The organism is Mycobacterium sp., from assembly GCF_035274705.1.
Lineage (GTDB): Bacteria > Actinomycetota > Actinomycetes > Mycobacteriales > Mycobacteriaceae > Mycobacterium.
On the sequence record NZ_DATENY010000090.1, the window covers coordinates 1 to 24,970 of the forward strand.

Annotated in this window: 27 protein-coding genes; 19 read left to right on the forward strand and 8 right to left on the reverse strand. The window is 65.1% G+C overall.

Features of this window, described 5'->3' with window-relative positions:
* From VJV41_RS19100 to VJV41_RS19130, 7 genes are all read left to right on the forward strand, one after another.
* The coding region (locus VJV41_RS19100) for an SH3-like domain-containing protein (protein WP_325336511.1) at positions 1-426 on the forward strand (426 nt) is incomplete at its 5' end.
* Positions 427-447: 21 nt separating this feature from the next.
* Positions 448-1,155: a thiocyanate hydrolase subunit gamma gene (scnC, locus tag VJV41_RS19105; RefSeq protein ID WP_325336513.1), complete on the forward strand. Its 708-nt coding sequence runs from the start codon at positions 448-450 to the stop codon at positions 1,153-1,155.
* Complete coding sequence (locus VJV41_RS19110) at positions 1,152-1,493, forward strand: thiocyanate hydrolase (RefSeq protein ID WP_325336515.1); 342 nt, start codon at positions 1,152-1,154, stop codon at positions 1,491-1,493. Before scnC ends, VJV41_RS19110 begins: the two co-directional genes overlap by 4 nt.
* A gap of 10 nt (positions 1,494-1,503) precedes the next feature.
* Positions 1,504-2,214 (forward strand): hypothetical protein, encoded by a 711-nt coding sequence (locus tag VJV41_RS19115; RefSeq protein WP_325336517.1) that lies wholly within the window; start codon positions 1,504-1,506, stop codon positions 2,212-2,214.
* Entirely contained in the window at positions 2,211-2,654 is a 444-nt protein-coding gene (locus tag VJV41_RS19120) for a TIGR03618 family F420-dependent PPOX class oxidoreductase (protein WP_325336519.1), read from the forward strand. The genes VJV41_RS19115 and VJV41_RS19120 overlap by 4 nt, the downstream gene beginning before the upstream one ends.
* A 16-nt stretch (positions 2,655-2,670) precedes the next feature.
* Complete coding sequence (locus VJV41_RS19125; protein WP_325336521.1) at positions 2,671-3,432, forward strand: enoyl-CoA hydratase/isomerase family protein; 762 nt, start codon at positions 2,671-2,673, stop codon at positions 3,430-3,432.
* Position 3,433: 1 nt separating this feature from the next.
* Positions 3,434-4,513: a phosphotransferase family protein gene (locus tag VJV41_RS19130; RefSeq protein ID WP_325336523.1), complete on the forward strand. Its 1,080-nt coding sequence runs from the start codon at positions 3,434-3,436 to the stop codon at positions 4,511-4,513.
* Here VJV41_RS19130 and VJV41_RS19135 read toward each other — a convergent pair.
* Positions 4,510-4,707 (reverse strand): (2Fe-2S)-binding protein, encoded by a 198-nt coding sequence (locus VJV41_RS19135; RefSeq protein WP_325336525.1) that lies wholly within the window; start codon positions 4,705-4,707, stop codon positions 4,510-4,512. The genes VJV41_RS19130 and VJV41_RS19135 overlap by 4 nt on opposite strands.
* Before the next feature lie 2 nt (positions 4,708-4,709).
* Complete coding sequence (locus tag VJV41_RS19140) at positions 4,710-5,342, reverse strand: fatty-acid--CoA ligase (RefSeq protein ID WP_325336527.1); 633 nt, start codon at positions 5,340-5,342, stop codon at positions 4,710-4,712.
* 242 nt (positions 5,343-5,584) lie between these two features.
* Between VJV41_RS19140 and bfr the strand changes: the two genes are divergently transcribed.
* From bfr to VJV41_RS19165, 5 genes are all read left to right on the forward strand, one after another.
* On the forward strand, positions 5,585-6,070 hold the full coding sequence (bfr, locus tag VJV41_RS19145) for a bacterioferritin (RefSeq protein ID WP_325336529.1): 486 nt from the start codon (positions 5,585-5,587) through the stop codon (positions 6,068-6,070).
* A gap of 121 nt (positions 6,071-6,191) precedes the next feature.
* On the forward strand, positions 6,192-8,246 hold the full coding sequence (locus tag VJV41_RS19150) for an MDR family MFS transporter (RefSeq protein WP_325336531.1): 2,055 nt from the start codon (positions 6,192-6,194) through the stop codon (positions 8,244-8,246).
* A gap of 58 nt (positions 8,247-8,304) precedes the next feature.
* On the forward strand, positions 8,305-8,787 hold the full coding sequence (locus tag VJV41_RS19155; protein WP_325336533.1) for a carboxymuconolactone decarboxylase family protein: 483 nt from the start codon (positions 8,305-8,307) through the stop codon (positions 8,785-8,787).
* 9 nt (positions 8,788-8,796) lie between these two features.
* A complete protein-coding gene (locus VJV41_RS19160; RefSeq protein ID WP_325336535.1) occupies positions 8,797-10,167 on the forward strand; it encodes a glutamine synthetase family protein in 1,371 nt (456 codons plus the stop codon).
* A complete protein-coding gene (locus tag VJV41_RS19165; protein WP_325336537.1) occupies positions 10,164-11,276 on the forward strand; it encodes an amidohydrolase family protein in 1,113 nt (370 codons plus the stop codon). Before VJV41_RS19160 ends, VJV41_RS19165 begins: the two co-directional genes overlap by 4 nt.
* On the opposite strand, the gene VJV41_RS19170 is transcribed toward VJV41_RS19165, so the two are convergent.
* The 4 genes from VJV41_RS19170 to VJV41_RS19185 form a co-directional block, all read right to left on the reverse strand.
* Positions 11,277-13,040, reverse strand: a complete 1,764-nt coding sequence (locus VJV41_RS19170; RefSeq protein WP_325336539.1) for an N-acyl-D-amino-acid deacylase family protein — start codon at positions 13,038-13,040, stop codon at positions 11,277-11,279.
* Between the two features lie 18 nt (positions 13,041-13,058).
* On the reverse strand, positions 13,059-13,502 hold the full coding sequence (locus tag VJV41_RS19175; RefSeq protein ID WP_325336541.1) for a nuclear transport factor 2 family protein: 444 nt from the start codon (positions 13,500-13,502) through the stop codon (positions 13,059-13,061).
* Positions 13,492-15,282, reverse strand: coding sequence for an N-acyl-D-amino-acid deacylase family protein (locus VJV41_RS19180; RefSeq protein ID WP_325336635.1), 1,791 nt, complete (start codon positions 15,280-15,282; stop codon positions 13,492-13,494). Before VJV41_RS19180 ends, VJV41_RS19175 begins: the two co-directional genes overlap by 11 nt.
* Before the next feature lie 89 nt (positions 15,283-15,371).
* Positions 15,372-16,295, reverse strand: coding sequence for an SDR family oxidoreductase (locus tag VJV41_RS19185; RefSeq protein WP_325336543.1), 924 nt, complete (start codon positions 16,293-16,295; stop codon positions 15,372-15,374).
* Positions 16,296-16,362: 67 nt separating this feature from the next.
* Between VJV41_RS19185 and VJV41_RS19190 the strand changes: the two genes are divergently transcribed.
* From VJV41_RS19190 to VJV41_RS19205, 4 genes are all read left to right on the forward strand, one after another.
* Positions 16,363-17,283: a dienelactone hydrolase family protein gene (locus tag VJV41_RS19190; protein WP_325336545.1), complete on the forward strand. Its 921-nt coding sequence runs from the start codon at positions 16,363-16,365 to the stop codon at positions 17,281-17,283.
* A gap of 153 nt (positions 17,284-17,436) precedes the next feature.
* On the forward strand, positions 17,437-18,543 hold the full coding sequence (locus VJV41_RS19195) for a glycosyltransferase (RefSeq protein WP_325336546.1): 1,107 nt from the start codon (positions 17,437-17,439) through the stop codon (positions 18,541-18,543).
* A 21-nt stretch (positions 18,544-18,564) separates the two neighbouring features.
* Positions 18,565-19,236, forward strand: a complete 672-nt coding sequence (locus VJV41_RS19200) for a YoaK family protein (RefSeq protein WP_325336548.1) — start codon at positions 18,565-18,567, stop codon at positions 19,234-19,236.
* A gap of 14 nt (positions 19,237-19,250) precedes the next feature.
* The gene (locus VJV41_RS19205; RefSeq protein WP_325336550.1) at positions 19,251-19,646 is read left to right on the forward strand and encodes a hypothetical protein; all 396 of its coding nucleotides are present in this window, start codon (positions 19,251-19,253) and stop codon (positions 19,644-19,646) included.
* Between the two features lie 3 nt (positions 19,647-19,649).
* Here the strand turns inward: VJV41_RS19205 and VJV41_RS19210 are convergent, their stop codons facing one another.
* Entirely contained in the window at positions 19,650-20,165 is a 516-nt protein-coding gene (locus VJV41_RS19210) for a winged helix-turn-helix domain-containing protein (protein WP_325336551.1), read from the reverse strand.
* Between the two features lie 96 nt (positions 20,166-20,261).
* Positions 20,262-21,014, reverse strand: a complete 753-nt coding sequence (locus VJV41_RS19215; protein WP_325336553.1) for a MetQ/NlpA family ABC transporter substrate-binding protein — start codon at positions 21,012-21,014, stop codon at positions 20,262-20,264.
* A 172-nt stretch (positions 21,015-21,186) separates the two neighbouring features.
* Between VJV41_RS19215 and VJV41_RS19220 the strand changes: the two genes are divergently transcribed.
* From VJV41_RS19220 to VJV41_RS19230, 3 genes are read left to right on the forward strand one after another with little or no spacing between them, the layout of a single operon-like run.
* Positions 21,187-22,626 (forward strand): APC family permease, encoded by a 1,440-nt coding sequence (locus VJV41_RS19220; RefSeq protein ID WP_325336555.1) that lies wholly within the window; start codon positions 21,187-21,189, stop codon positions 22,624-22,626.
* Positions 22,623-23,954, forward strand: a complete 1,332-nt coding sequence (locus VJV41_RS19225) for a glutamine synthetase family protein (protein WP_325336557.1) — start codon at positions 22,623-22,625, stop codon at positions 23,952-23,954. Before VJV41_RS19220 ends, VJV41_RS19225 begins: the two co-directional genes overlap by 4 nt.
* The gene (locus VJV41_RS19230) at positions 23,951-24,967 is read left to right on the forward strand and encodes an LLM class flavin-dependent oxidoreductase (RefSeq protein ID WP_325336558.1); all 1,017 of its coding nucleotides are present in this window, start codon (positions 23,951-23,953) and stop codon (positions 24,965-24,967) included. The genes VJV41_RS19225 and VJV41_RS19230 overlap by 4 nt, the downstream gene beginning before the upstream one ends.
* Positions 24,968-24,970 lie beyond the last annotated feature (3 nt).

Here is a 24,970-nt window from a genome sequence, read left to right on the forward strand (position 1 = left end):
GCGCGCTACGACGGGGGGCTCACCGGAAAGAAGCTCGAGGCTAAGCCGAAGTCCGAGGGTGACGGGTCACAAGTCAAACGCAACGAGCACCACAAGCGCGCAGTCGGCAAGGGCGATCCACAGGTGTACGCCGGTCAGGCCGGACAGCCCAAGTTCAAGGTCGGCGACGCGGTCGTGGTGCGCGAGCTTCCGGTGATCTTCTACACCCGCACACCGGAGTACGTGCGCGGAGCGACGGGTGAAATCGCGGCGGTGGCATACGAAAGCCCAGCCGCCGAGGACGAGACCTGGGACCGTCCCGCGACACCGGAATGGTTCTACGTCGTTCGGTTCAACATGTCTGATCTTTGGTACGGCTACACCGGAACCGCCGACGACGTCGTCCAAACCGAAATCCCCGAACACTGGCTGGAAGCCGCCAAATAGTCTGCCCGGAAAGGATTCTGCATGGCCGATCACGACCACGACCACGACCGCACCGTCAAGCCGATGGTCGACGAAATCACCGACTTCGAAGTGCTAGAGATCGCACTGCGTGAATTGTGTATCGAGAAGGGCATATTCACGGCGGAGGAGCATCGCCTCTTCACCGAGTTCGCCGAACAGATCGGCCCCACGCCGGCAGCACGTCTGGTGGCGAAGGCATGGCTGGACCCGGAATTCAAGCGGCTCGCTCTCGCCGAACCGATGACGGCAAGCAAAGAGGTCGGTGTCGACTGGATGGAGCCCACCGGGTTTGGCACGCCAAGCGACTTCACCGCGTTCCAGATCCTGGAGGACACTCCAACAGTGCACAACGTGATCGTCTGCGCGTTGTGCTCGTGCTACCCGCGGCCGATCCTCGGTAACTCGCCCGAGTGGTATCGCACGCCCAATTACCGCAGGCGCTTGGTCCGCTGGCCGCGCCAGGTGCTCGCCGAGTTCGGGCTCTACCTGCCCGACGAAATCTCGATCCACGTACAGGATTCCAACCAGAAGCACCGGTTCATGGTGATGCCCATGCGCCCGGAGGGAACAGAAGACTGGAGCGAAGCGCAGCTGGTCGAAATCATCACGCGAGACTGTCTGATCGGTGTCGCACTGCCGAAGCCCGGTGTCACCACCAACGTGATTACCGATACCCGTGCGGCTATCCACCCTGGGACCGCCGGATGAGCGAGCGGATCGGGGCCCTCGAAGAAATCGTGGAGCGCAACCAAGTCTGGCCGGTCATGGCCGCCAAGTACGGCGTCGAGAATCCAGTGCCGCCGTGGAAGACCAGCCTCGACGGCCTCTGCGACGCCCTCGACCACGCCGCATGCACCGAGAACGTCCCCGACTTCAAAGAACGGCGTGACGAGGAAGACGCACTGTCGGCAACGGTCTACGCGAGCCTGCCCTATCCGGAGAACCAGCTCGTCGCCCTCGCACATTCCCTCCTGTCTCGCGGCGTCATCGACGAAGCCGAACTCAAACAACGGCTTAACACCATCCGCGAAAGGCTCGAAGCCTAGATTCACAACCGTGGAAAAAGTCATCATCACCCTGCGGGGCGCAGATGCGGACGAAACGTGGTGCGGTCGACTGCGCGACGAGGTTGCCGCCGAAATTCTCGACACAGGTGTAGCCGGGCTTGCGGTCAATGTGCGCGACGAGGCGGTGCGTGACTCACTGATGACCCTGACGACGCTCGACCCGCCGGTGATCGGCTTCGTCACGCTGTGGACCCAGCAGTCCTATGGCGATCAGGTTCGCGCGGCGATACGCCGGCTGGAAAAGGAATCCGATTGCGTCGCGGCCTACCTGGTCACCGAATCCGTGCCGCTGCCGCCTCCGGACACGATCCCTGGGCAGCGCACCGAGGGGCTGGCGAATATCGCGTTGCTGCGCCGGCCGGACGACCTCGATGAAGCGACGTGGCTGACACGGTGGCATATCGACCACACGCCGGTGGCCATCGAAACGCAGTCGACGTTCGGGTACACGCAGAACGTGGTGGTGCGGGCGCTGACGCCCGGCGCGCCCACCATCGCCGCGATCGTCGAGGAACTCTTCCCGATCGAGGCGACATCCGATCTGCACGCCTTCTTCGGCGCCGCCGATGACGACGACCTGCGCGACCGGATGGAGCGCATGGTGGCCAGCACCGCCGCATTCGGCGCCAACCGCGACATCGACACCGTGCCGACGAGTCGCTATGTATTCCGGACGCCCTTCACGGGAGTAATCCGATGACCACGCTCGACGACGCGGTGGCGCTGGCTGCCGGTGAGAGCGGGCTCGCGGTGGTGTCGACCCTGCGCGCCGACGGCACAATTCAGGCCTCGCTGGTCAACGCCGGCGCGCTGCCGCATCCGTCGACCGGGCAGCCGGTTCTGGGGTTCGTCACCTACGGCAGGGTCAAACTGGCGAATCTGCGGGTTCGTCCGCAGCTCGCCGCGACGTTCCGCAAGGGTTGGCAGTGGGCGACGGTCGAGGGGCAGGCCGAACTGGCCGGGCCCGATGATCCGCAACCGTGGCTCGCCGACGCCGAGCAGCTTCGGCTGCTGCTGCGCGAGGTGTTCACCGCCGCGGGCGGCACCCACGACGACTGGGACGAGTACGACCGCGTGATGGCTGAGCAACGTCGCACCGTGGTGCTGGTGGCACCCAGCCGGGTGTACAGCAACGGCTAATGCTTACGCTTCTGCCGTGACCCTTCAGATCAGCGACGACGCCCGGGTACGCACGCTGACACTCAATCGGCTCGACGTGCTCAACGCGTTCAACGAGGAGCTGTACCACGCGACGGCGGTCGCGCTGCGCGATGCGGCCGCCGACCCCGATGTGGCGGTCGTGTTGCTGACCGGTGCGGGACGGGCGTTCAGTGCGGGAAACGACCTCAACGAGATGCAGGCCCGCATCACCGATCCGTCGTTCAATCAGCGGGGAAGCCACTTCACGACGATGATCGACGCGCTGGCCGAACTGCCCAAGCCGCTGATCTGTGCGGTCAATGGCGTCGGAGTGGGCATCGGCGCAACGATTCTCGGCTACGCGGATCTGGTGTTCATGTCGACGGCCGCCCGGCTGAAGACTCCGTTCACCAGCCTGGGCGTAGCCCCCGAGGCGGCGTCGTCATACCTGTTGCCGCGGTTGATGGGCCGGCAGAACGCGGCCTGGCTACTGATGTCCTCGGAGTGGGTCGATGCCGAAGAGGCGCACCGCATGGGGCTGGCGTGGAAGGTGTGCGAGCCGGACGAACTGTTGGCCGAAGCCCGTCGCCACGCTGAAATCCTTGCGTCGCGGCCGATTCCGAGCCTGATGGCGGTGAAGCAGACGATCGTCGAACCGACCCGCGCCGAGATCGCGGCGGCGAGTGCCCGCGAGATCGAACACTTCGCCGTACTGATGGGGGCGGCGGCCAACGCCGAGGCCCTCGCCGCATTCAGCGAAAAACGCACGCCTAACTGACATGGATTCGTCGTCCGCGTCGGCCACGCCAGCCCGTCGCCCAGCGCCGGACGAGATCGCTGCGTTGCTCGAGCCGATCGCGCGAGAGAGAATCCCCGGCGCGAACGATGCCCGCGTCGCCAATTGGCGAGCGGCCGATCGCGGGTTGTCCACGGAGACGTTTCTGTTCGACCTGCAAACCGACGGACTCGACGGCCCAATTATGCTGCAGCAGCTGGTCTTTCGTCGACCACCTGCGGTCAGCCTGTATCCGACCTACGACCTGCTGCGCCAGGTCCTTGTCATGAACCGCCTCCAGAACACGCCGATCACCGTGCCGACCGTGAACTGGCTCGACCGCGATGACCGCCAGCTCGGCACGCCGTATTTCGTGATGGAACAGCTGCCGACCATAGGCAGCCCGGGCGACTGGCCGTCGTATCACACCGACGGCCTCTACTTCGACGCCACACCCGACGAGCGGGCCACCATGTGGTGGGGCTGTGTTCAGGCCATCGCGGACATCCACGCGCTGGACTGGACCACGCTGCGGCTGGACAGCCTGCTCATGCCCGGGCTTGGCGGCCGCCCGCTCGAGCAGGTCGTCAACTTCTGCTCAGAACTGCTCGAGTGGGCATCGGAGGGTAACCCGCGCCAAGAGCTCCTCGCTGCCACGAAGTGGTTGCGAGACAACATTTATGAACCCGAACACCTCGTACTGTGCTGGGGTGACAGCCGGCTCTCCAACATCCTTTACGGCCCGCAGTTCGAGGTCGTCGCGGTGCTCGACTGGGAGCTGGCCTACATCGGCGACCACGAAGCCGACCTGGCCTGGTTGCTGTTCTTGGACTGGGCGTGTTCGGAATACGAAGGCGTGCAGCGGCTGCCCGGGACGCCGACCCGAGAGGAAACGATCGAACGCTACGAGCACATGTCGGGCCGCCCGGTACGCAATCTCCGCTACAACGAAGTGCTCGCGGCGGTCGAGTTGGGCATCCCGATTTCGCGGCTGGAGACCCGGCTACGCACCGAGGGTTTACTCACCGGCGATATGGACCTGATCGGGTTCTGCGTTGAAAGGATCCGACAGCTGATCGACTAGCGGCTGACTGTTTTCGAAGCGCAGCCGTTGACCTGGAAGTGCGCCTCGATCATCGCCCGCAGGGTTCGCCGGCACCTGCCGCAGTCGGCGCCGGCGCCACACGCCTCGGCGATCTGCTTCGACGTTTTGGCGCCGTTGGCCACGACCTCGTTCACGACGTGGCTGGTGGCTCCTGTGCACAGGCAGACGAACATCTTCAGCCCCGTTCGTCGATGGTCATGAGGTGGGCGAACGTGCCGACGAATTGCGTGGGGTAAGCACCGAACCCCGCGGTGGACATCCACTCGGCGGCGGCGTCAGGGTGGTCGATCCACTGCCGCGCGGTGATTTCGTCGGCGACTTCCTGCAGGATCATCACTTCACGTCCGTCGTCGAGGGCCTGGTACACCCAGATCTTTCGGACGCCGCCGCGCTTGAATCGCTCCAGGCCGTCGTGCACCTTGTCCATCAGGGACGGCACGTCGTCGACGGACGACATCACGCCGACGATGACGCGGCCGACATGGTCGTCGGGCGACGGCGCATAGAGGTCGATTTTCTCGACCACCTCCCCGCCGAATACAGGAGGAATATCGTCGGCGCCGGAAATATTGAACCATTCGAATATCGCAGGCGAACGCAATACATTGCGAATTGGGCCGGCCTGGCGAATACCGATCGTCACCAATACACGCCGAGGCTCCCAAATCGAGGTGTACAGCACGACGTGATGAGCGCCGATTGATGCCAGACCGTCGCGATGCTTTTTGAGCCATTTCCACATCCGGTCGACATCGTCGACACGAAAATCGCAGGCGAGAATGAGCGAGTGCAGATCGTACTCACCCATTCACTTTCCCTGTCTGTTCGTGCCGGTCGCCGCTGTTAGCGCAGTCTAACCTTACTTAGTGCAGGCAGTCCAGGCCAGGCGGTTGATCTGCGCACGCCTGATTCGCCGTTCGTTGGCGCAACGGGCGAAAACACGCCTGCCTCAACCGCAAAGAGGCGCTCGTGTGGGTCTGCTGCACTAGATTGGAGCCGCACGGCAGACAGCGACACTTGACCAGCCCTCGAGGGTGCTTAGGAGCGACCATGCAAGGTGATCCGGACGTTCTGAAATTGCTCAACGAGCAGTTGACGAGCGAGCTGACCGCTATCAACCAGTATTTCCTGCATTCCAAGATGCAGGCGAATTGGGGTTTCACCGAGATCGCCGAACATACCCGCAAGGAATCCTTCGAAGAAATGCAGCATGCGGAATCGATCACCGACCGCATCCTCATTTTGGACGGGTTGCCGAATTACCAACGCCTTTTCTCACTGCGGGTCGGTCAGACGCTGCGCGAACAGTTCGAGGCTGATCTCGCGATCGAATACGAGGTGATGGCGCGGCTGAAGCCGGGAATCGTCCTGTGCCGCGAAAAGGAAGACGCCACCACCGCGAACCTGTTCGAGAAGATCCTCGCCGACGAAGAGGAGCACATCGACTACCTGGAGACTCAGCTGCAGCTGATGGACAAGCTCGGCGAGCAGCTCTACCTTGCGCAGTGCGTGGCGCGTCCACCGACGTCGCTTTAGCGGTGTAGTTCGCGGCACACCGTTTCCGCCCGCGCGGGATCGGCAACCCTTACGTCGGCGGTAACTTTTCTAGCCTGTCTAACGATATGGCTATAGAGTTGCTCGCCGACGGAAGGCAGTTATGACAACTCCGGCAGTAACGGCCACTGCCGCGGATCCCGAATCCAGCAGTGCGCTGATCAGCCCACAGCGCCGCAACTTCGTTTTCGTTGCGGTGCTGCTCGGCATGCTCTTGGCGGCGCTCGACCAGACGATCGTCGCGACCGCGCTACCGACAGTGGTCGCCGACCTCGGTGGCGCAGGTCACCAATCCTGGGTCGTCACAAGCTATCTGCTGGCGTCCACCATCGTGACCGCAATCGTGGGCAAGCTCGGCGACCTGTTCGGCCGCAAGGTGGTGTTCGGCGTCGCTGTGCTGTTCTTCCTTGTCGGCTCGGTGCTGTGCGGACTGGCAGGGTCGATGACGATGTTGGTGGCTTCGCGGGCGCTGCAGGGCATCGGCGGCGGCGCGATCATGGTGACGGCCACCGCATTGATCGGCGAGGTCATCCCGCTGCGCGACCGCGGCCGCTATCAGGGCGCACTCGGCGCCGTCTTCGGCGTCACGACCGTGGTCGGCCCGCTGCTCGGCGGATTCTTCACCGACCATCTGAGCTGGCGCTGGGCCTTCTGGATCAACGTGCCTGTCGCGGTGGTGGTGCTGCTAGTGGCGGCCGCCGCTATCCCGGCGCTCGGCAAGGCCGGTCGCCCCGCCATCGACTACGCCGGCATCGTGCTCGTCGGGCTCGGCGCGTCGGGTCTCACGCTGGCCACCAGCTGGGGCGGCGGCGAATACGCCTGGACCTCGCCGGTGATCCTCGGCCTTTTCATCGGCTCCGCAGTGGCTCTGGCCGCCTTCGTGTGGGTGGAAAGCCGTGCGGCAGAACCCATTCTGCCCATCCGTCTGTTCCGCAGCCCGGTGTTCACGGTGTGCTGCGTGCTGTCGTTCGTCGTCGGCTTCGCGATGCTGGGTGCGTTGACATTCCTGCCCACTTTCATGCAGTTCGTCGACGGTGTGTCGGCGACTGTGTCGGGTCTGCGGACGCTGCCGATGGTGGCCGGGCTGCTGTTGACGTCGATGGGCAGCGGCGTCCTTGTAAGCCGCACCGGAAGGTACAAGATCTTCCCGGTCGTCGGCACTGCGGTGATGGTCCTGGGCTTCGTGCTGCTCTCGCGGATGGACGCGTCGACACCGATGCTGATGCAGTCGCTGTACCTATTTATCCTTGGCACCGGAATCGGCATGTGCATGCAGGTTCTGATCCTGATCGTGCAGAACACGTCGAGCTTCGAAGACCTCGGCGTCGCGACGTCAGGCGTCACGTTCTTCCGGACCATCGGAAGCTCGTTCGGCGCAGCGATTTTCGGGTCGCTGTTCACCAACTTCCTTGCGGACAGGATCGGCCCGGCGCTAGCTGCCAGCGGCGCGCCGCCGGCGGCCGCGCAGTCGCCGCAGGTGTTACACCGGTTACCGCATGAGGTCGCCGCGCCGATCGTCAACGCCTACGCCGACTCTCTTGGCCTCGTGTTTCTGTGTGCGGCGCCGGTGGCGTTCGTCGGGTTCCTCGTTGCGTTGACGCTCAAGGAGGTTCCGCTGCGTGAGATGGACGCCGTCAATGCCGTCGATCTCGGCGAGGGGTTCGGAATGCCGAGCGGCGATTCGCCGCAGAAGGTGCTCGAAATCGCGATCGGTCGGATGATGCGGCACTCGCCGGAGATCCGCCTGCGCAGCATCTGCGAGAGGCCCGGCTGCAACCTCGATGTTGCGCGCCTTTGGGCGTTGATCCAGATTTACCGCAACAAGCAGGTATTCGGCACCGCGCGGCTCACCGAGATCGCCGATCGGCTGCGGGTGCCGTGCGAAGTACTCGAGCCGACTTTCGACCGGCTGGTCGAGACCGGCTATGCGCTGCGCACCGGCGATCAGCTGTGGCTCACCCAGACGGGTGCGCGAGAGGTCGATGCCGTCTCGTCGGCGTTGGTCAACCGGATCGTCGACAAGCTGGCCTCGTCGCCCACCTTCGAAGGACGGCCGGACCGCGTCCAGGTGGAGGCGGCGCTGGAGCGGATCGCCCATCGTGTACTGGTGCAGCGCGACTGGGACGAAGAACGGGCACAACTGGCCGCAGCCAGCTGATTTGGGCTCATTTTTAGAACGTGTTCCACTTTTGTCGGCTGCGGCGTACGATGCGGCCATGAGCCGAATTGGAGCTTTTGCCGACGACGACGTCACCGCGTTCGCCGTCAAATCGCCCGAGCTCGGCGCCGCTCTCGCGAACTTCAGCCACGCCGTCTACACGAAAGGCCGGCTACCGTTGCGGGTCCGCGAGGCCGCCCGGATCGTGATTGCCTACGCCAACGAATGCGCGGTGTGCCAGAACACTCGCGACTCTGAAGGCGCCGCGGCGGGCATCGACGAGGAGTTCTACGACCACGCACCAGAATGGCGGACGTGGCCGGGCTACAGCGAAGCCGAGCGCATCGCGATGGAGTTCGCCTACCGGTTCGCCACCGACCACACGGCGTTGCGTGCCGACGACGACTTCTGGGAACGCGCCAGTGAGCACTTCACCGAGGAACTGATGACCGACCTTGCGTTGTCGTGTGCGCTGTGGGTCGGCATGGGCCGCGTGTTGCGCACGCTCGACATCGGCCAAACCTGCAAGATCACGCTCTAGCGTTGGACAATGGCTGCTGTGACATCGCGGGCAGCCAAACCCCTCGCCGCAGCGGCCATCGCCCAACTCGAGGCCGACGGCGTCGCCACGCTGATCGGCACCGTCGTCAACCCGGCGGGACTCATGCACGCCAAGACCGTGCCGCTGCGCAGGATGGGCGCGTTCGCCGATCCGGGCCTCGGCGCCAGCCCGGTCTGGCATGGCTTCACGATCGACCAGACGGGCATCGTGACGGGTGGCGCAATCGGGCCGGTGGGGGATCAGCGGATCCGCATCGACCTGGGCGCGCTGCGCATACTTGGCGACGGATTAGCCTGGGCGCCCGGGGCCTTCTTCGGCCAAGACGGCTCTCCGGACCCGTACTGCAGTCGCGGCGTGCTTCGCAGGATGGAGGGGCGGCTGTCGGATGCCGGCATGGCCGCCATGGTCGGTCACGAGATGGAGTTCATCCTCGTCGGGCCGGACGGTTCCCGGTTGCCGTCGCACCTGTGGGCCCAGTACGGCCTGGCCGGTGTGCTGGAGTTCGAAGGGTTCGTGCGCGATGTCATCAACGCGGCAAGCAGTTCGGGCGTCGCGATCGAACAATTCCACCCGGAGTACGGCCAGAATCAGTTCGAGATATCACTGTCGCCGCAACCGCCGGTCGCTGCGGCCGATCAGTTGGTGCTGATCCGGATCATCGTCAGCAGGGCGGCCCGCCGGCACGGTCTGCGGGTGAGCATGTCGCCGGTACCCTTCGCAGGAAGCGTCGGTTCCGGTGCGCATCAACACTTCTCGCTGACGCGTGGCAAGGCGCCCTTGTTCGCCGACGGGACCGGTGCCGGCGGGATGACACCTGAGGGTGAGTCAGCGGTGGCGGGGCTTTTGGCGGGGCTGCCGGATGCGCAGGGTGTGATGAGCGGTTCGATACTGTCCGGCCTGCGCATACAACCAGGTTTGTGGTCGGGCGCCTATGTGTGCTGGGGGACCGAGAACCGGGAAGCCGCAGTGCGATTCCTGATCGGCGGTCCGAGCAACCCGCATGGCGGCAACGTCGAGGTGAAGGTCGTCGACCCGTCCGCCAATCCGTACTTCGCTACTGCGGCGATTCTCGGACTGGCCCTGGACGGCATCGAGCGAAAGCTACCGCTGCCGCGGGAGACGACGGTCGACCCCGCCACGCTGACAGACAAGCAGCGCGACGACGCAGGGATCATGCTGTTGCCGTCAAAGCAGACCGCCGTCATCGATGCGCTGGACCACTCTTCGCTGCTGCGAGGAATCCTTGGCGACGAGGCGGTCGACGCGGTGGTCGCTGTGCGCCGCTACGAGCAGGAGACCTACGGCGGCCTGAGTCCCGATGAACTGGCCGACAAGTTCCGCCTGGCTTGGAGCGTATGAGCTTGTCCGCGTTGGGCGAGCACATCGAGGCCGCGCAGCTGATCGACCACCACGTGCACGGCTGCTGGGTGCAGCCCGTTGACCGGGGGCGGTTCGAAAACGGTCTGAACGAGGCCAATGTCGAGCCGCTCGCAGATTTCGACTCGGCTTTCGACACGCAACTCGGGTTCGCGGTGCGGGCTCACTGTGCGCCGCTGCTCGGGCAGCCACGTCACGCCGACGCGGATGCCTACTGGGTCCTGCGCGGTGAACTCGCGGTGGCGGAACTCGCCAAGCTGTTTCTGTCCTCGGCTCACGTGTCGGACTGGCTGGTCGACACGGGATTCGCCAGTGGGGTAGCCGATCTCGACGCGTTGGCCGGTCTGTCGGTCGGCCGGGTTCACGAGATCGTCCGCCTGGAGTCGGTGGCAGAGGAGGCGGCGCGCGCACCGGGAGATTACGCGACGGCCTTCGAGGCGATCCTGCACGAGCGGACGAAGTCGGCCGTGGCGACGAAATCGATTCTGGCGTACCGCGGCGGTTTCGCCGGTGATCTCTCTGAGCCGATGCCCGCGGAGGTCGCCGACGCGGCGAGCGGGTGGCGCGACAACGGCGGCACGCGATTGACCGACCGGGTGCTGCTGCGGTTCGGGCTGTATCAGGCGCTGCGGCTGGGTAAGCCGCTGCAGCTTCATGTCGGATTCGGGGACCGCGATTGCGATTTACACACGACGAATCCGCTTCTGCTGCTGGACTTTCTGCGGCGCACCGGCGAGACGCCGATCATGCTGTTGCACTGCTATCCATACGAGCGCGAGGCCGGCTACCTCGCGCAGGCGTTCAACAACGTCTACCTCGACGGCGGCCTGGCCATTCACTTTCTCGGTGCTCGCTCGGCGGCCTTCATCGGCAGACTGCTGGAGATGGCGCCGTTCCGCAAGATCCTGTATTCGTCTGACGGGTTTGGCCCGCCCGAACTGCACTACCTTGGAGCGAGGTTGTGGCGCAACGGGATCCGGGAGACACTCCAGAATTTCGTCGACGCCGGTGAATGGAGCGAACGCGATGCGATTCGAGTGGTCGACCTCATCGCCCACGAGAACGCGCGCCGCGTCTACCGGCTGGGCTGACTAGCGCGCCCCGCGCAGCAGCCGGCCCGGCCTGGCGCCGGTGTCGACCCCGTGGCGGCGGGTCACTGCTCCGCTGACCACGGTGGCGTCGTAGCCCCTGGCGCCCTGGATCAGCCTGCGGCCGCCGGCGGGTAAGTCGTAGACCATCTTCGGCAACTCGAGGGTGAGGGAGTCCATGTCGATTACGTTGAAGTCGGCCTTCTTGCCGACCTGAATGACCCCGCGATCGGAGAGACCGAAAAGCGTTGCGGTGTCCAGGGTCTGCTTGCGCACGACATACTCCAGCGAGAGCTTCGGGCCACGATGACGGTCGCGGGCCCAGTGGGTCAGCAGGAACGTCGGGTAGGAGGCATCGCAGATCAGCTCGCAGTGGGCGCCGCCGTCGGACAGCCCCGACACGGCAGCGGGGTGCGTCAACATCTCACGGATGGCATCGTGGTTGCCCTCTGCGTAGTTGTAGAACGGCAGCATCAACAGCGCTGAGGCGTCGGATTCGAGCATCAGGTCGTACATGGTGGCCAGCGGGTCCTCGCCGCGGCGCTCGGCGATGGCGGCGACGGTGCGCTCGCTGGTCGGTTCGTAGTCGGGCGGATCGCCGATCGCGTAGATTTTGTCGGTGCTGTGCTGGATCAGTCCGTACATGGCGTCGAACAGCACCGCCGGGTCCGGCGGCAGATCCGACTCGGACAAGATCGTCGCGCGCACTCCCGGGTCTGCCAGGCGTCGCGCCAACTCCTCCCGATGCAGTTCGGCCTTCAGCTTGCGGTATGTGGGGCGGTGGGTGAATGCGTGATATCCGGGGAAGCCGAACAACATGCCGAACGGTCGGGCCGCGATCTGCGCGTAGACCTCGATCCCGTTTTCGAGCGCCTTGCCCGCACGCTCCAGCAGCTCTTTCCACAGGTCAGGGGCCCCGGGCGTCTGGATCATGGCGAACGACACGGGCCGTTCGATCTCCGCGGCGAGTTTGGTCATCCACTCGAGTTCGCGGATCGATGCCTCGGCCGGACTTTCTCCGGCGACGCCCTGCGGTGCCACTTCGAAAACGGCGCGACCGCCAGCGGCCATCGCTCGGCCCAGGCCAAATAACTCGCGTTCCGCCGCGTAGGTTCCGGGGACTGTCTCACCGTCGATGGCACGGTGCCCCTCGGTACGTGAGGTGGAGAAGCCGAGCGCCCCAGCCTCGATGGCCTCCTGCACGATTCGGGCCATCGCGGCAATGTCCTCGCCGGTGGCTTCCTCGTTGCGGGCACCGCGGTCGCCCATTGCGTAGCCACGCACCGCGCCATGCGGGATCTGGGTGCCGAAATCGACGGCGAGCGGGCGCTTCTCGACGGCGTCGAGGTATTCGGGGAAGGTTTCCCAGCCCCAGGTGATGCCCTCGGCGAGGGCGCTACCGGGAATGTCCTCGACGCCTTCCATCAGCTCGATGAGCCACTGTTCGCGGCCGGGAGAAACCGGAGCGAACCCCACCCCGCAATTCCCGCCGACCACGGTGGTCACACCATGCAGGCTCGACGGCTCCAACAGTTCGTCCCAGCTGACCTGTCCGTCGTAGTGGGTGTGAATGTCGACGAAGCCCGGCGCCACAATGCGACCCGTCGCGTCAAGGGTCTCCACCGCGTCGCCATCCAGGCCGGCGTCGTCGCCGGTTCGCCTGCGCACCTCGACAATCCGACCGTCCTTGACGCCGATATCGGCGCGGAATCGGTCGGCACCCGTTCCGTCCACGACCGTCCCGCCGGTGATCTTCAGGTCGTACATCGTTGCTCCTTATACGAGTTATACGAGGCCGGTCGCGTCGAACACCCAGGACATGTCGGCGTTCGCGAAGTCATCCATCCAGCTCGGCGGCGCGTTGTTGGCGAGCGCACCCATGTCCCAGTAGTCCTTCCACAGCGTGATCTTGTCGTTCTCCACACGATGCACGCTGACGAACTTCAAGACCGCGGATTCGCCGGTGGGCCAGCGCCATTCCTCGTGATGCTCGTACATGACGTCCGAACCGTTGTCGAGCATCAAGCCGGTGAAATTCTCGTACGACGCGAGTGGCTCGAGGCCGATCTTGAGGCGCTTGACGATGTCTTCGGGCCCCTTGGCCGCAGCGGTTGGACCGACCGGCATGTCCAGATAGATGCAATCATCGGACAAGTAGGTCTTCAGTGCTTCCCAGTCTCGGGCGGACAACGCCTTCCACATGCTCAGGACCGTATCCTCAACCGACATTGGCCAACTCGCCTTCCGAAGCCGCCAAGGCCGGCGTCTTGTGCGCGGCGCGCAGAAACCGTCCGGTGCGCTGCTTGCCGACGAGATCGGTGGGCCTGCCGTCGAGGAAGACCGCACGGCCACCGACGAAAACCGCTTTCACGGTGTCGTCGTTGCGGTTCACCATGCGCGACAGACCGCCGTAGTGGTCGACGGTCTCTTCGGCATATTCGTCCAGCGTGGCGTCCAGGCGCTCGGGGTCGAGGACGATGACGTCGGCGCGGTCGCCGACGCGGAGGAGGCCGGCGTCGATGCGATACCAGTCGGCCAGTTCGCCCGTCAGCCGGTGCACGGCCTGCTCGACGGTCATGAACGGCTTACCGGCCTGCTCGGCATCTTGCACATGGCGCAACAGCCGCAGCCCCATGTTGTAGAACGCCATATTGCGAAGGTGTGCGCCGGCGTCGGAGAAGCCCATCTGTATCCCCGGTTCACGGGCGAGCTTCTTGAGCACTTCGGGCCGGTGATTGGAAATTGTCGTGCGCCAACGCAATGCGCGGCCGTGCTCGAGAACCAAATCCAAGAACGCGTCGACGGGATGCAGGCCGCCGCGCTCCTGGCCGACCTCGCCGAACGACTTGCCGACCAGCGAAGCATCAGGGCAGTCGACGATCTCGGCGTCGAAGAAGTCGCGGTGCCACACCCGAACCCCGAACTTGCTTTCGTACTGTTTGCGGAACCGGCGCCGATAGGACTCGTCGCGCATCAAGTCGTCGCGTTCCACCTCGTCGCGCAGATGCAGCGCCGCCGCGCCCGCGCCGAATTCCTCGAAGACCACCAGATCGATGCCGTCGGCGTAGACCTCGAACGGTACCGGCAGGTGTTGCCACCGGAAATTGCCGCCAAGCCGGTTGATCAACCGCGCGGCGGGCCCCATGCCCCAGATGGCATACGGGTTCGTCTTCACGTCGGCCGCCGACAACAGACTCGTCTTCAGCGGATTACGGAAAATGCCCAGCGACTGGACGAGCTGCGAGCCCAGGTTGAGCGGATTCTGAATGTCGGGGCCGGACTGAAGGATTCGGCCAGCACGCCGCAGCAGTGACTTCAGCCGGCGCAGCTCCCGCGGCTTGGCATAGGTCGACGGCAGTGTGCGTGAGCGGCAGACCTCACCGTCGAGCTTGTCGAAAAGCAATTGCTGCGACGACATTCCGACGAAGCCGGCTCGCAACGCCTCCGAGAGCATGCGCTCCATCTGCGCCTGCTCGCGCTTCGTCGGCTGCACGTCCTTACGTGTGGCCCGATCGAGACCCATGGTGGCTGCGCGCATGTCGGAGTGCCCGATGAAGGCGGCCAGGTTCGGTCCGAGCGGCCGGGCCTCCAATGCCTGGATGTACTCCTCGGCGTTCGTCCACGTCTTGTGCTGGTCCACCGCGGCGATCACATGTTCGCGGGGAATGGCCTCGACCCGACCGAAGATGTCGCCGGCGTCCACACCGTCGACATGGATGGTCGACAGCGAGCACGACCCGAGCATCACGGTGGTCACACCGTGCCGAAGTGACTCCGACAGCGCAGGCCCGTCGAGCACTTCGATGTCGTAGTGCGTGTGGATGTCGAGCATGCCCGGCATCACCCACTTACCGGTCGCGTCGACGACCTGCGGGCAACCCTTGTCGTCGAGCTCGTCAGGCGTGATCTCCACGACGTGGCCGTCGCGGATGCCGATGTTGCGTACCGCGGACGGGGCGCCGGTGCCGTCGAACCAGCGGCCGTTGCGAATGATCGTGTCATACGTCACCAGGTCATAGAACAGTGCGGGCTTGGCGGGTGTCAACGAAATCCGTGAACAGATTTCAAAAAATGTCTACTAGGCCAACTGAACTGCGGTTATGCGCCTGCCCAGCCATCCGGTTGGTGTCCGTCGACGTCGGTGAAGCCGTACTCGCGGGCGAGTTCGGCAGAGGTGACGGATCGCTGATTCCACCGCGACCGGTCCTGGTCGGCGGCGATCGCGGCGATGCCCCGGCCGACATATCGCGGTGTCTCCGACTCGGCGAATCCCGGGGGAGCAGTCGGGCCGTCGGAGCGTCCCGGGTTGAGCGCTGTGCGCCAGTTGTCTTCAGTGACGCCCCAGTTGTCGAGCATCATCTCCGAGCGCAGCCAGCCCGGCGTCACGGCGACCGCGGTGGCGCCGAACGCCTCGAGTTCGTGGCCGTGGCTGTAGGCGAGCCGGTTCACGGCCACCTTGGCCAAGTCGTAGAACACCGAGATTCGGTACGTGTCGTCGTTGTATTCCTTTGTCCCGTCGGTTACTTCGACGAGCAGACCGCCGGGGCGCGTGACCAGCAGGGGCAGCAGGCAATGCGAGGTGATCAGGTGGGTGTCGATGCCGAGCCGAAGTATCCGCAGGCCGTCTTCGAGGTCGTGCTCCCAGATGGGCCGATTCCACGACGGCGGACCACCCTTGAGAACCTCGGCACCCCAGATGTCGTTGACGAGGATGTCGATCGCACCGTGCTCGCTGCGGATTCGCTCGCCAAGGCAACGCACCTGCCCGATGTCGAGGTGGTCGACCTGAATCGGAATGCCTTTGCCGCCGAGCTGGGTGACCAGATCGGCTGTCTGCTCGATGGTTTCCGGGCGGTCGTAGTCGGATTGTCCATTGCCCGTGACGCTGCTGCGGCCGGTGCAGACCACCGTCGCGCCGGCCTCACCCAACGCCGCGGCGATGCCACGCCCCGCGCCGCGGGTGGCGCCTGCAACAACGGCGACGCAACCGCGCAGCGCATCACGGTCGGGTGTCCATGCCATGGCATGAGTATTGCGCGCGCGGACAATCGCCAACGCTGATTCAGATTTCGGGCGCATACTCGCCAAGGTGACACCGTTACAGCGCTATATCGCCGAAGAAATCGCGACCGACCATATCGACGGCTTGCTATCCCGACGCGAAGCTCTGCGCCGCCTTGCGCTCCTCGGGATGGGCACCGCGGCGGCGACGGCCCTGATCGCCGCGTGCAGCCGGGAAAACCAGACCGAGAAGCCCACCGCGAACGCGCCGGTGACCTCGAGCGGGCCCGCGACCTCCAGCGCCGCGCCGCCGGGAACGGAGCACGCCCTTACGGCCACACCGATCACCTGGCCAGGGCCGCAGGGCGAGCTGCAGGCGGCCTGGGCGGAGGCACCGAACGCCAAGGGGGGCGTTCTGGTCATCCACGAGAACAAGGGCCTCAACGACTGGGTGCGTTCGGTGGCGGGCCGCTTCGCCGGGGTCGGCTACTCGGGCCTGGCAATCGATCTGCTGTCGGGCCAGGGCGGCACGGCGAAGTTCACCGACCCCGCGGAGGCGACTGCGGCGTTGGGCAAGATTCCGCCCGCCGAGTTCATCGCCAACCTCAAATCGGGTATCGACGAGTTGCAGCGCCGAGTGCCGGACAAGAAGATCGCGGTCGTCGGATTCTGCATGGGCGGCGGGCTCGTGTGGCAATTGCTCGCCTCGGGTGCGCCACAGTTGGCCGGCGCGATCCCGTTCTATGGACCGGCGCCGGAGAACCCCGACTTTTCCGGTTCCAAAGACGTTGCGGTGCTTGCCTTTTACGGAGAACAAGATCAGCGTGTCAATGCGACCGAACCCGTCGCCAAGGCAGCCCTCGAGAAGGCCGGGCTCGTCCACGAACTGGTCACCGAGCCCAACGCCAACCACGCGTTCTTCAACGACACCGGCGACCGGTACAACGCCGTGGCAGCCGACGACGCGTGGCGCCGCGTGCAGGACTGGCTCACCAAATACGTCGGCTGATCCCGCGAGCGTGCGTGTCTGCGGGCGACACGCGGGTGTCTGAGCCAATTTTGCGCACGCTCGCGGTATACGGGACGCACGTTCACGGGACGTTTTCCTAGCGGCTAACCCGCCGTTGTTGACCGCACACGCGTGCCGGTTCTGATTCACCTCATGCGGGTTGTTCAGGTCGCTAACTTTTACGGCCCGCGCTCGGGGGGCCTGCGCACAGCGGTCGATCGTCTGGGCGCGGAGTACTGCGCCGCCGGGCATGAAGTCTTTCTCGTCGTACCGGGACGGCATTCCGAGTGGCGCGAACTGCCTTCGGGAGTTGTACGTATCTGCCTGCCCGCCAGGTTGATTCCGTTTACCGGCGGCTATCGGGCGGTTCTTCCCCGGCCCGTCACATCGCTGTTGGAACAATTGGCGCCCGACGCGATCGAGGTGTCGGATCGCCTGACGCTGAGGTCACTCGGCGGCTGGGGTCGCAGGCACGATGTCGCCGCGGTCATGATCTCGCACGAGCGCCTCGATCGGCTTGTCGGACAGATACTTCCGGGCCGGGCAGCGCGCTCGATCGCCGACGCTGCCAATCGGCGCACGGCGGCCAGCTACGACGCGGTGGTCTGCACGACGGCGTTTGCCCGCGAAGAGTTCGATCGCATCCAGGCCCCGAACGTCGTCACGGTTCCGCTCGGCGTCGACCTCGACCAATTCCATCCCCGCCGCCGCTCAGTGACGATGCGGCAGCATTGGGCCCACCCTGAACAGACGCTGCTGGTGCACTGCGGCCGGCTATCGGTGGAAAAGCATGCCCATCGAAGCATCGACACCGTTGCCGCGCTACGAGATTCAGGCGTCGACGCGAAGCTGCTCGTCGTCGGGGAGGGTCCCCTGCGAGCCCGGCTCGAGCGACAAGCTGCCCGCCTGCCAGTCGACTTCACCGGCTACATCGGCTGCCGCGACACCGTCGCGACCATCCTCGCGACGGCCGACGTCGCACTCGCGCCCGGGCCGCACGAAACGTTCGGACTGGCAGCCCTCGAGGCGCTCGCGTCCGGTACCCCAGCCGTGGTCTCGCGGACCTCGGCCCTGGCCGAGATCCTGACGGCGGACAGCGGAGCCACCGCCGACAACGACCCCGGTGCAATTGCCCGTGCGGTCACATCGATCATCAGTCGGCCAGAACACCTGCGCCGCAACAGCGCACGCAAGCGCGCCGAGCAGTTCACCTGGCCACGTTCGGCCGCAGGCATGCTCACCGTGCTGGGCGCCGGCTAGGCGCCGCGCTAGTTTGTCCGGGTGGCCGAGGACACCGAACGAACAAGAAGCCTGTGGTTTGCCCTGTTGCTCACACTGGCCAACGGCTTCCTCGACGCGCACACCTATCTGGCCCGCGGCGGCGTGTTCGCCAACGTGCAGACGGCGAACGTGATCTTCGGCGCCATCGACACCTCCGAGCGGAAGTTCGTGTTGGCCTTGGCGCACCTGTGGCCGCTGCTGGCATTCATCGCCGGGGTCGCGCTCGCGTCGCACATCAAGTCCGGCCGCGTCGAGCGCTTCTTGCGCCGCCCGCTGCGCTGGACGATGGCCGTCCAGGCGCTCGCCCTGGCGGTCATCGGATTCGTCCCAGCGTCGGTGCCGCACACCTATGTCACTGTGCCGATCTCATTTCTCGCCGCGATGCAGATCGGGCTGTTCCGCAACATCGGCGACCTCGTGTACCTCCCGGTCGCCACCACCGGAAACCTGATGCGGCTCGTTGAAGCCGGCTACGACGGATTTGTGGAGAGGCGGCCCGCGTCGCGCCGCGCGTTCGGCGTCTACGGCTCGCTGACGCTCGCGTTCGCCTCTGGAGCGCTGATCGGCGCGATCGCCAGTCGAGCGTGGGGCGTGCACGCGATCTGGTTGCCCGCGGGGTTTCTCGCGGTCACTCTGTGTTTGTTCATCATCGATGAGCGCCACCTGAGGTGAACTACCATCCAGGAATGATCCGGTCGCTGATTCTTCTCACCGCCGCGGTGGGGTTGGCAGTGGCCGGAACCGTGCCGGCCGAGGCGGAGCCTGCCCCACCGCCGTGTTCGTACACGCTGTCTGGACCACACGTCGTACAGCTTTCCGGCACCAACGCGGTCACCGCGACGCTGTCACCGGCCGGCTGTGACCGTTCCGTCGCGTATATGACCGTCGTATGCGTGCAATTGCAAGGCAGCGATGGCCCCGGCCAATGCGCGCAGCAGAACGGAATTCTGACGGCGCAGGTGTTCTACCAGCCATACCGGCCAGGAGCGACGTACATCGCCACCGGCAGGGGATGCGCCAACACCGGCAACCCGCCACAGCAGGTCTGTCAACCGATGGGCCCGTTCACCGCAACGCTGTAGACGTCACGCGGGGCGTGCGCCCAGACCTGAGCTGACATAGTGCACGTCGGGCCGGGGATCGAAGCGGTAGCCGCGGCCGCGGACCGTGGTGAGCACGCCGGCATAGCCGTCGAGCTTTGCGCGCAACCTGCGCACGTGGGTGTCCACGGTTCGGAAGGACACCTCGTTGCCTGGGGCGCGGTCATGCCAAACCTCACGCATGAGTTCGGCACGCGATACCGGCCGCCGCGGCACGCCGCCGAGGTAACACAGCAGCTCGAACTCGCGGTACGTCAGGCGTAGTGGTCGGCCGTCGACGCGAACCTCGCGCTTGACGCGATCGATCGTCAAGCCTTCGGCGCGAACCGCGACAGGGGCGAGCGGCGGTCCCGCGGAGATTCGCGCCTTTCGGGCGCGCACCCCTGGAACGGAGTGCGCGACCAGCTGGCCGAACTCGTCAGCGAGTTGCGCTGTGCGTCTTGATAATTCAGGCGTACCTGTCGGAACGTCGAGCACCAGAACCACCCGGACGGTGTCCACCGGTGGCCTCGGTGAACGCGGCGCGGCTTGGTACACCCCATCATTTTTGCGGTCCAGCGATCAGCCCGACAGGGTTTGCCTCCCCGTGAGCCCAACTCAGAACGCCGCCAGTACCTGCCCGGCGTACGTCTCCGTGATGAACTGGCGGGCTGATTCCCCGTTCAGTGCCTCCGCGAGCGCGTCGATGGCGAAGCTGTCGTAGTTGTCGGGCCGCGCGACGAGGTATTCGGCGTAGGCGGGGTTGCCGCGATCACAGTGCAGGGCGCTGCCGATGTCGACGCCCCACTCCATGGCCTGATTGCCGAACAGGAAAACCACGTCGAAATCCGCCCGGACGCTACCCAGCAGCCAACTGGTCAGCTCCTTGAACACCAGGCGGCGTGGATTCGACCGAATGTCATCGATGGCGGCCAGCCGCCGCCGCGCGGGGACGCATTCGATCAGGCCGAGTTGGTTGAGCATCATCAACGACCTGTCCACGTTCACCGGATCGGACGGCAGCGCGACCTCGGCATGGTCGGGGACTGCGTCGAGGTGCGGTATCCAGGTCGAGTACAGCCCGAACGGTTCGATGTGCACTGGCACGACTGGAACCAGCCGATTGCCGGTGCGCCGGTTGAAGTCGTGAAGGAACGGCAGGTACTGAAAGAAGTTCGCATGCAACCGGCCGGCGACCAGTAGATCGTTCGGTTCATCGAAGCTCTCAAAGATCTCGATCTGCAGGTCTATGTCGCGCGCCGCCAACGGCTCACGCACGTAGTCGAGGATCTCGGCGTGCGGCACCGGGGTGGCGCCGACCCGCAGCGGCGACTTGCCCTTGGTGCCGACGGCACGTACCGAACTGCTCACCGACCGAACACTACCGACACCGTCATCTGCCGCAAACCCAGCGCATCTGGCAATTGTGTCCAATTGTTACACCGTATGACTCACGGTGACTCCAGATGTGGTGCCGCACAGCGGCTTACTCCTAACCTCCGATGTAACCATTCCCCACCTTGTCATCCGAAGGCGGTCGCAGATGTCCGAAACCACAACCACCCCAGACACTTTGGGGGAGACGCCCCCGAACCAGGTACGCAAACTGCGCGGTAATCTCGGCGTCGCCTCAATCGTGTTCATGGTCGTCGCGGCGGCGGCGCCGCTGGGCGTCATCGGCGGTGTGGTCCCGCTGGGTATCGCCTCGGGCAACGGTGCAGGCTTTCCTGCGACCTTCATCGTGTCCACGGTGGTCCTGCTGTTCTTTGCGGTCGGCTTCACTGCAATGACGCCGTACGTGGAAGAGGCCGGCGCCTTCTTCTCGTATGTACGCAAATCGCTCGGTTTGCCGGCGGGTATCGGCATCGCGTTTGTGGCCGTTGTCAGCTATCTGGCGATGGAGGCCGGTGTTTACGGCCTGCTCGGGCCAGCGGGCGTGAGCATCGTCGAGTTGTTCGGCGGTCCAACGTTGCCATGGTGGCTCTTCGCGGCGGCGGCGTTCCTGGTGACCACCTACCTCGGTTACCGCCACATCGAGCTCTCCAGCCGCGTGCTGGCAGTCCTGCTGACCGCCGAAATCGCAATTGTGGCCGTGCTGGACCTCGTCATCGTCGAGCAGGGCGGAGATCACGGGCTGTCGACCGGCATCGTCAACCCAAGTGCGATCTTCTCCGGATCGCTGGGCATCGGATTGCTTTTCGCGATCATCAGCTACGTCGGCTTTGAGGCCACGGCCATCTTCCGCGACGAAGCCCGCACTCCGGAGCGCACGATTCCCCGCGCCACCTATCTTGCGCTGATTCTCATCGGCGTGTTCTACGCCGTCACCAGCTGGGCGCTGATCTCGGGATGGGGCGACGAGCAGGCCGTCGCCAAGGCGACGGACTCCGGTTCGACGTTCCTGGGCGATGCCGCGCAGCGCTACCTCGGCACGTTCGGTGCGGACGTCATCACGGTGCTCTACCTAACCAGCTTGTTCGCATGCATCCTGTCCTTCCACAACGTGGTGTCGCGCTACTTGTTCGCGCTGTCGCAGCGCGACGTACTGCCAGAGGCATTGAGCCGTCCGCACGTTCGGCACGGCTCGCCGCACCAGGCATCGTTTTGGATATCTGGTGTTGTCGCGGTGAGCGTGATCCTTGCTGTGGTGTTCAACCTGGATCCGACCGCACAGTTCTACACCTGGTTCGCGGGCGCGACGTCGGTCGGCGTCGTGATCCTGATGCTCGCCACCAGCGTCGCAGTGCTCGTTTACTTCGCCCGTGACCGGCGCGGTCACTCGCATTGGCGGGTTCGCGTCGCGCCGGCCCTCGGTCTGGTCGGCCTGCTCGGGTCCCTGATCTTGATCTTGGCCAACCTCAAGGACTTGGTCGGCGGCTCAAGCATTCTCGCGTGGGTGATCGTCGGGCTGCTCGTCGCGGCCTTCGGAGTCGGCGCGATCATCGGCACTCGGGTTTCGGACAACGCGGCGGCGGCATCATGACTCAGACCGTGGACACGGGCGCGGCGGAGGAGGAACTGCTGCGGGGGATCGCCGACGGCTCACTCACCGAAATCGAGGTGGCGTGGAGCGATCCGTTCGGCCACGCCCAAGGTAAGCGGATACCGGCCGCGCAGTTCCTTGATCGCGCGCGTGGGCACGGATTCGCCTTCTGCGAAGCATCGTTGGGCTGGGACACTGACGGCACAGTCATCGAAGGGTTGAGTCTGACCAATTGGGACAATGGCTATCCCGATGTCTTCGCCGTACCCGACTTCACCACGTTTCGGGTCCTGCCGTGGCGGCAGGGTGTCGGACATGTCATCTCGGATATCGTTGCGCACGACCGCAATCCGTCTCTGCTCGATCCGCGGGCTGTGCTCAAACGGGTGCTCGCCCGGCTCGCGGGCCTCGGCTATACCGCCAAAGTGGGTGTGGAGCTGGAGTTCTACCTGCTCGGCGCTGACGGCTTGGCCCTTCACCACGACATCCACGCGTACTCGCTGGAGAACGCCAATGCCCTTGATCCTCTGCTGACGGATCTCAATGAAACACTGGGAGCTTTCACCAGTTTGGAGGGAATCCAGACGGAGTACGGGCCAGGTCAGGTGGAGACCAACCTGGTGTACACCGACGCGCTGGCGGCCGCCGATGATGCGGCGCGGCTCAAGTATGCCTCAAAGGAGGTCGCTCGCAAGCATGGCAAGCTCGCCAGCTTCATGGCCAAGCCGTTCTCCGAGCATTCCGGCAGTTCACAGCATCTGCATATTTCGTTGTGGCGAGATGGCGCAGCGGCTTTCGCTTCAGACGACGGCGCCGAGAACGAGGTGGCGTTGCACGCCATTGCCGGGCTTCTCGAACACCTGCCGTCGATCACGCTGTTCGGTGCCCACTCGGTCAATGCCTATCGCCGATTTGTCCCTGATTCGTTCGCGCCGGCGACCGTCACCTGGAGCCGCGACAACCGCAGTGCCGCGGTCCGTTCGCTGATCGAGGCCGACCCGTCGGCCACCCGAATCGAGCTGCGTAGCGGCGCTTCCGACGCCAACCCGTATTGGTTGGTCGCATCGGCACTGGCGGCCGTCGTCGCCGGGCTGGAGGCGGGCCGCCGGCCGCCGGAAGCCGAGGGGGGCAATCTGTACGTCACCGGCATTCCGCTCCCCGAGTCACTGGGCATCGCGCTGGCCCTTGCCACACAGGACGACACGATCCTCGACATACTCGGCACCGAGTCCGTGCACGACTTCGCCGCGATCGCTCGCAGCGAATGGGAGCAGTACTCCGTCCATGTCAGCGACTGGGAACGCCAGCGCTACCTGGCGAGTTCATGAGCTCGCCACGCTTCGGCGTATGGGCTCCGGTCTACGGAAACCACGGCGCCCGCAGCCACCCTGCCGACGCGCCTGACGCAAGCTACCGCCGCAACCGGGACGTGATTGTCCGCGCCGAGCAGGCGGGATACGACGCAACGCTGGTGGCACAGCACGTCATTCATCCCAGCAACACCGAGGACGGCGTGCTCGAGACGTGGTCGACGCTGGCGGCGCTGGCCGAGGCGACCAACCGCATCGAGCTGATCGGCGCGATAAAACCGTTGCTGATCAACCCGCTGGTGTTCGCCAAGATTGCCGCCAATATTGCGGATATCTCCCGTGGGCGATTGTCGATCAACGTGGTCAGCGGCTGGTTTCTGCCCGAACTCGAGGCGCTGGGTCTAGATGTGACCGATCACGACGACCGGTACGCGTACACCCGCGTGTGGTTGGAGACGGTGCTCGATCTGTGGACAGGCAAGCACGTCGACATCGGCGCGCGGGACGGTCAGCCGGCGCTTGTGCGCCCGACGCCCGATGAGCCGCCGCCTGTGTACTTCGGCGGCGAGTCCGAGCCGGCCCGCCGGCTCGCCGCACAGCACGCAGACGTGTTCTTCATCAACGGGCGACCGCTGTCCGACACCGTCGACGTGATCGAGGATCTGCGCGCACGCACACGTGACGGAGGCCCAATGCGGTTTGGTTTGTCCGCGTTCGTGATCGCCCGCGCGACCGAGGCCGAAGCGAGCGCCGAGCTGAATCATCTGCAGTCACTCATCGACGCCGAGAAACGGCCGGAAATCTCCTCGGGCACTGACCCGCAGACCCAGATGTACAAGGTGCTGTCGGGGTCCAGCCGGGTGGGATCCAACGGCGGAACCCTCGCCGGCCTGGTGGGCAGTTACGGCCAGGTCGTCGAGCGCATCCAGGCGTTCCATGAGGCCGGTATCGACTTGTTCATGCTTCAGTTCCAGCCGCTGGAAGCCGAGCTGGAACGGTTCGCAGACAAGATAATTCCGCATTTCCGCTGAATG

Excerpts from the sequence above, each read along its gene's own strand:
- scnC (WP_325336513.1), top strand. The coding sequence starts at position 448 with ATGGCCGATCACGACCACGACCACGACCGCACCGTCAAGCCGATGGTC.
- VJV41_RS19110 (WP_325336515.1), top strand. The coding sequence starts at position 1,152 with ATGAGCGAGCGGATCGGGGCCCTCGAAGAAATCGTGGAGCGCAACCAA.
- VJV41_RS19120 (WP_325336519.1), top strand. The coding sequence starts at position 2,211 with ATGACCACGCTCGACGACGCGGTGGCGCTGGCTGCCGGTGAGAGCGGG.
- VJV41_RS19130 (WP_325336523.1), top strand. The coding sequence starts at position 3,434 with ATGGATTCGTCGTCCGCGTCGGCCACGCCAGCCCGTCGCCCAGCGCCG.
- VJV41_RS19135 (WP_325336525.1), bottom strand. The coding sequence starts at position 4,707 with ATGTTCGTCTGCCTGTGCACAGGAGCCACCAGCCACGTCGTGAACGAG.
- VJV41_RS19140 (WP_325336527.1), bottom strand. The coding sequence starts at position 5,342 with ATGGGTGAGTACGATCTGCACTCGCTCATTCTCGCCTGCGATTTTCGT.
- bfr (WP_325336529.1), top strand. The coding sequence starts at position 5,585 with ATGCAAGGTGATCCGGACGTTCTGAAATTGCTCAACGAGCAGTTGACG.
- VJV41_RS19150 (WP_325336531.1), top strand. The coding sequence starts at position 6,192 with ATGACAACTCCGGCAGTAACGGCCACTGCCGCGGATCCCGAATCCAGC.
- VJV41_RS19155 (WP_325336533.1), top strand. The coding sequence starts at position 8,305 with ATGAGCCGAATTGGAGCTTTTGCCGACGACGACGTCACCGCGTTCGCC.
- VJV41_RS19160 (WP_325336535.1), top strand. The coding sequence starts at position 8,797 with ATGGCTGCTGTGACATCGCGGGCAGCCAAACCCCTCGCCGCAGCGGCC.
- VJV41_RS19165 (WP_325336537.1), top strand. The coding sequence starts at position 10,164 with ATGAGCTTGTCCGCGTTGGGCGAGCACATCGAGGCCGCGCAGCTGATC.
- VJV41_RS19170 (WP_325336539.1), bottom strand. The coding sequence starts at position 13,040 with ATGTACGACCTGAAGATCACCGGCGGGACGGTCGTGGACGGAACGGGT.
- VJV41_RS19175 (WP_325336541.1), bottom strand. The coding sequence starts at position 13,502 with ATGTCGGTTGAGGATACGGTCCTGAGCATGTGGAAGGCGTTGTCCGCC.
- VJV41_RS19185 (WP_325336543.1), bottom strand. The coding sequence starts at position 16,295 with ATGGCATGGACACCCGACCGTGATGCGCTGCGCGGTTGCGTCGCCGTT.
- VJV41_RS19195 (WP_325336546.1), top strand. The coding sequence starts at position 17,437 with ATGCGGGTTGTTCAGGTCGCTAACTTTTACGGCCCGCGCTCGGGGGGC.
- VJV41_RS19205 (WP_325336550.1), top strand. The coding sequence starts at position 19,251 with ATGATCCGGTCGCTGATTCTTCTCACCGCCGCGGTGGGGTTGGCAGTG.
- VJV41_RS19220 (WP_325336555.1), top strand. The coding sequence starts at position 21,187 with ATGTCCGAAACCACAACCACCCCAGACACTTTGGGGGAGACGCCCCCG.
- VJV41_RS19225 (WP_325336557.1), top strand. The coding sequence starts at position 22,623 with ATGACTCAGACCGTGGACACGGGCGCGGCGGAGGAGGAACTGCTGCGG.
- VJV41_RS19230 (WP_325336558.1), top strand. The coding sequence starts at position 23,951 with ATGAGCTCGCCACGCTTCGGCGTATGGGCTCCGGTCTACGGAAACCAC.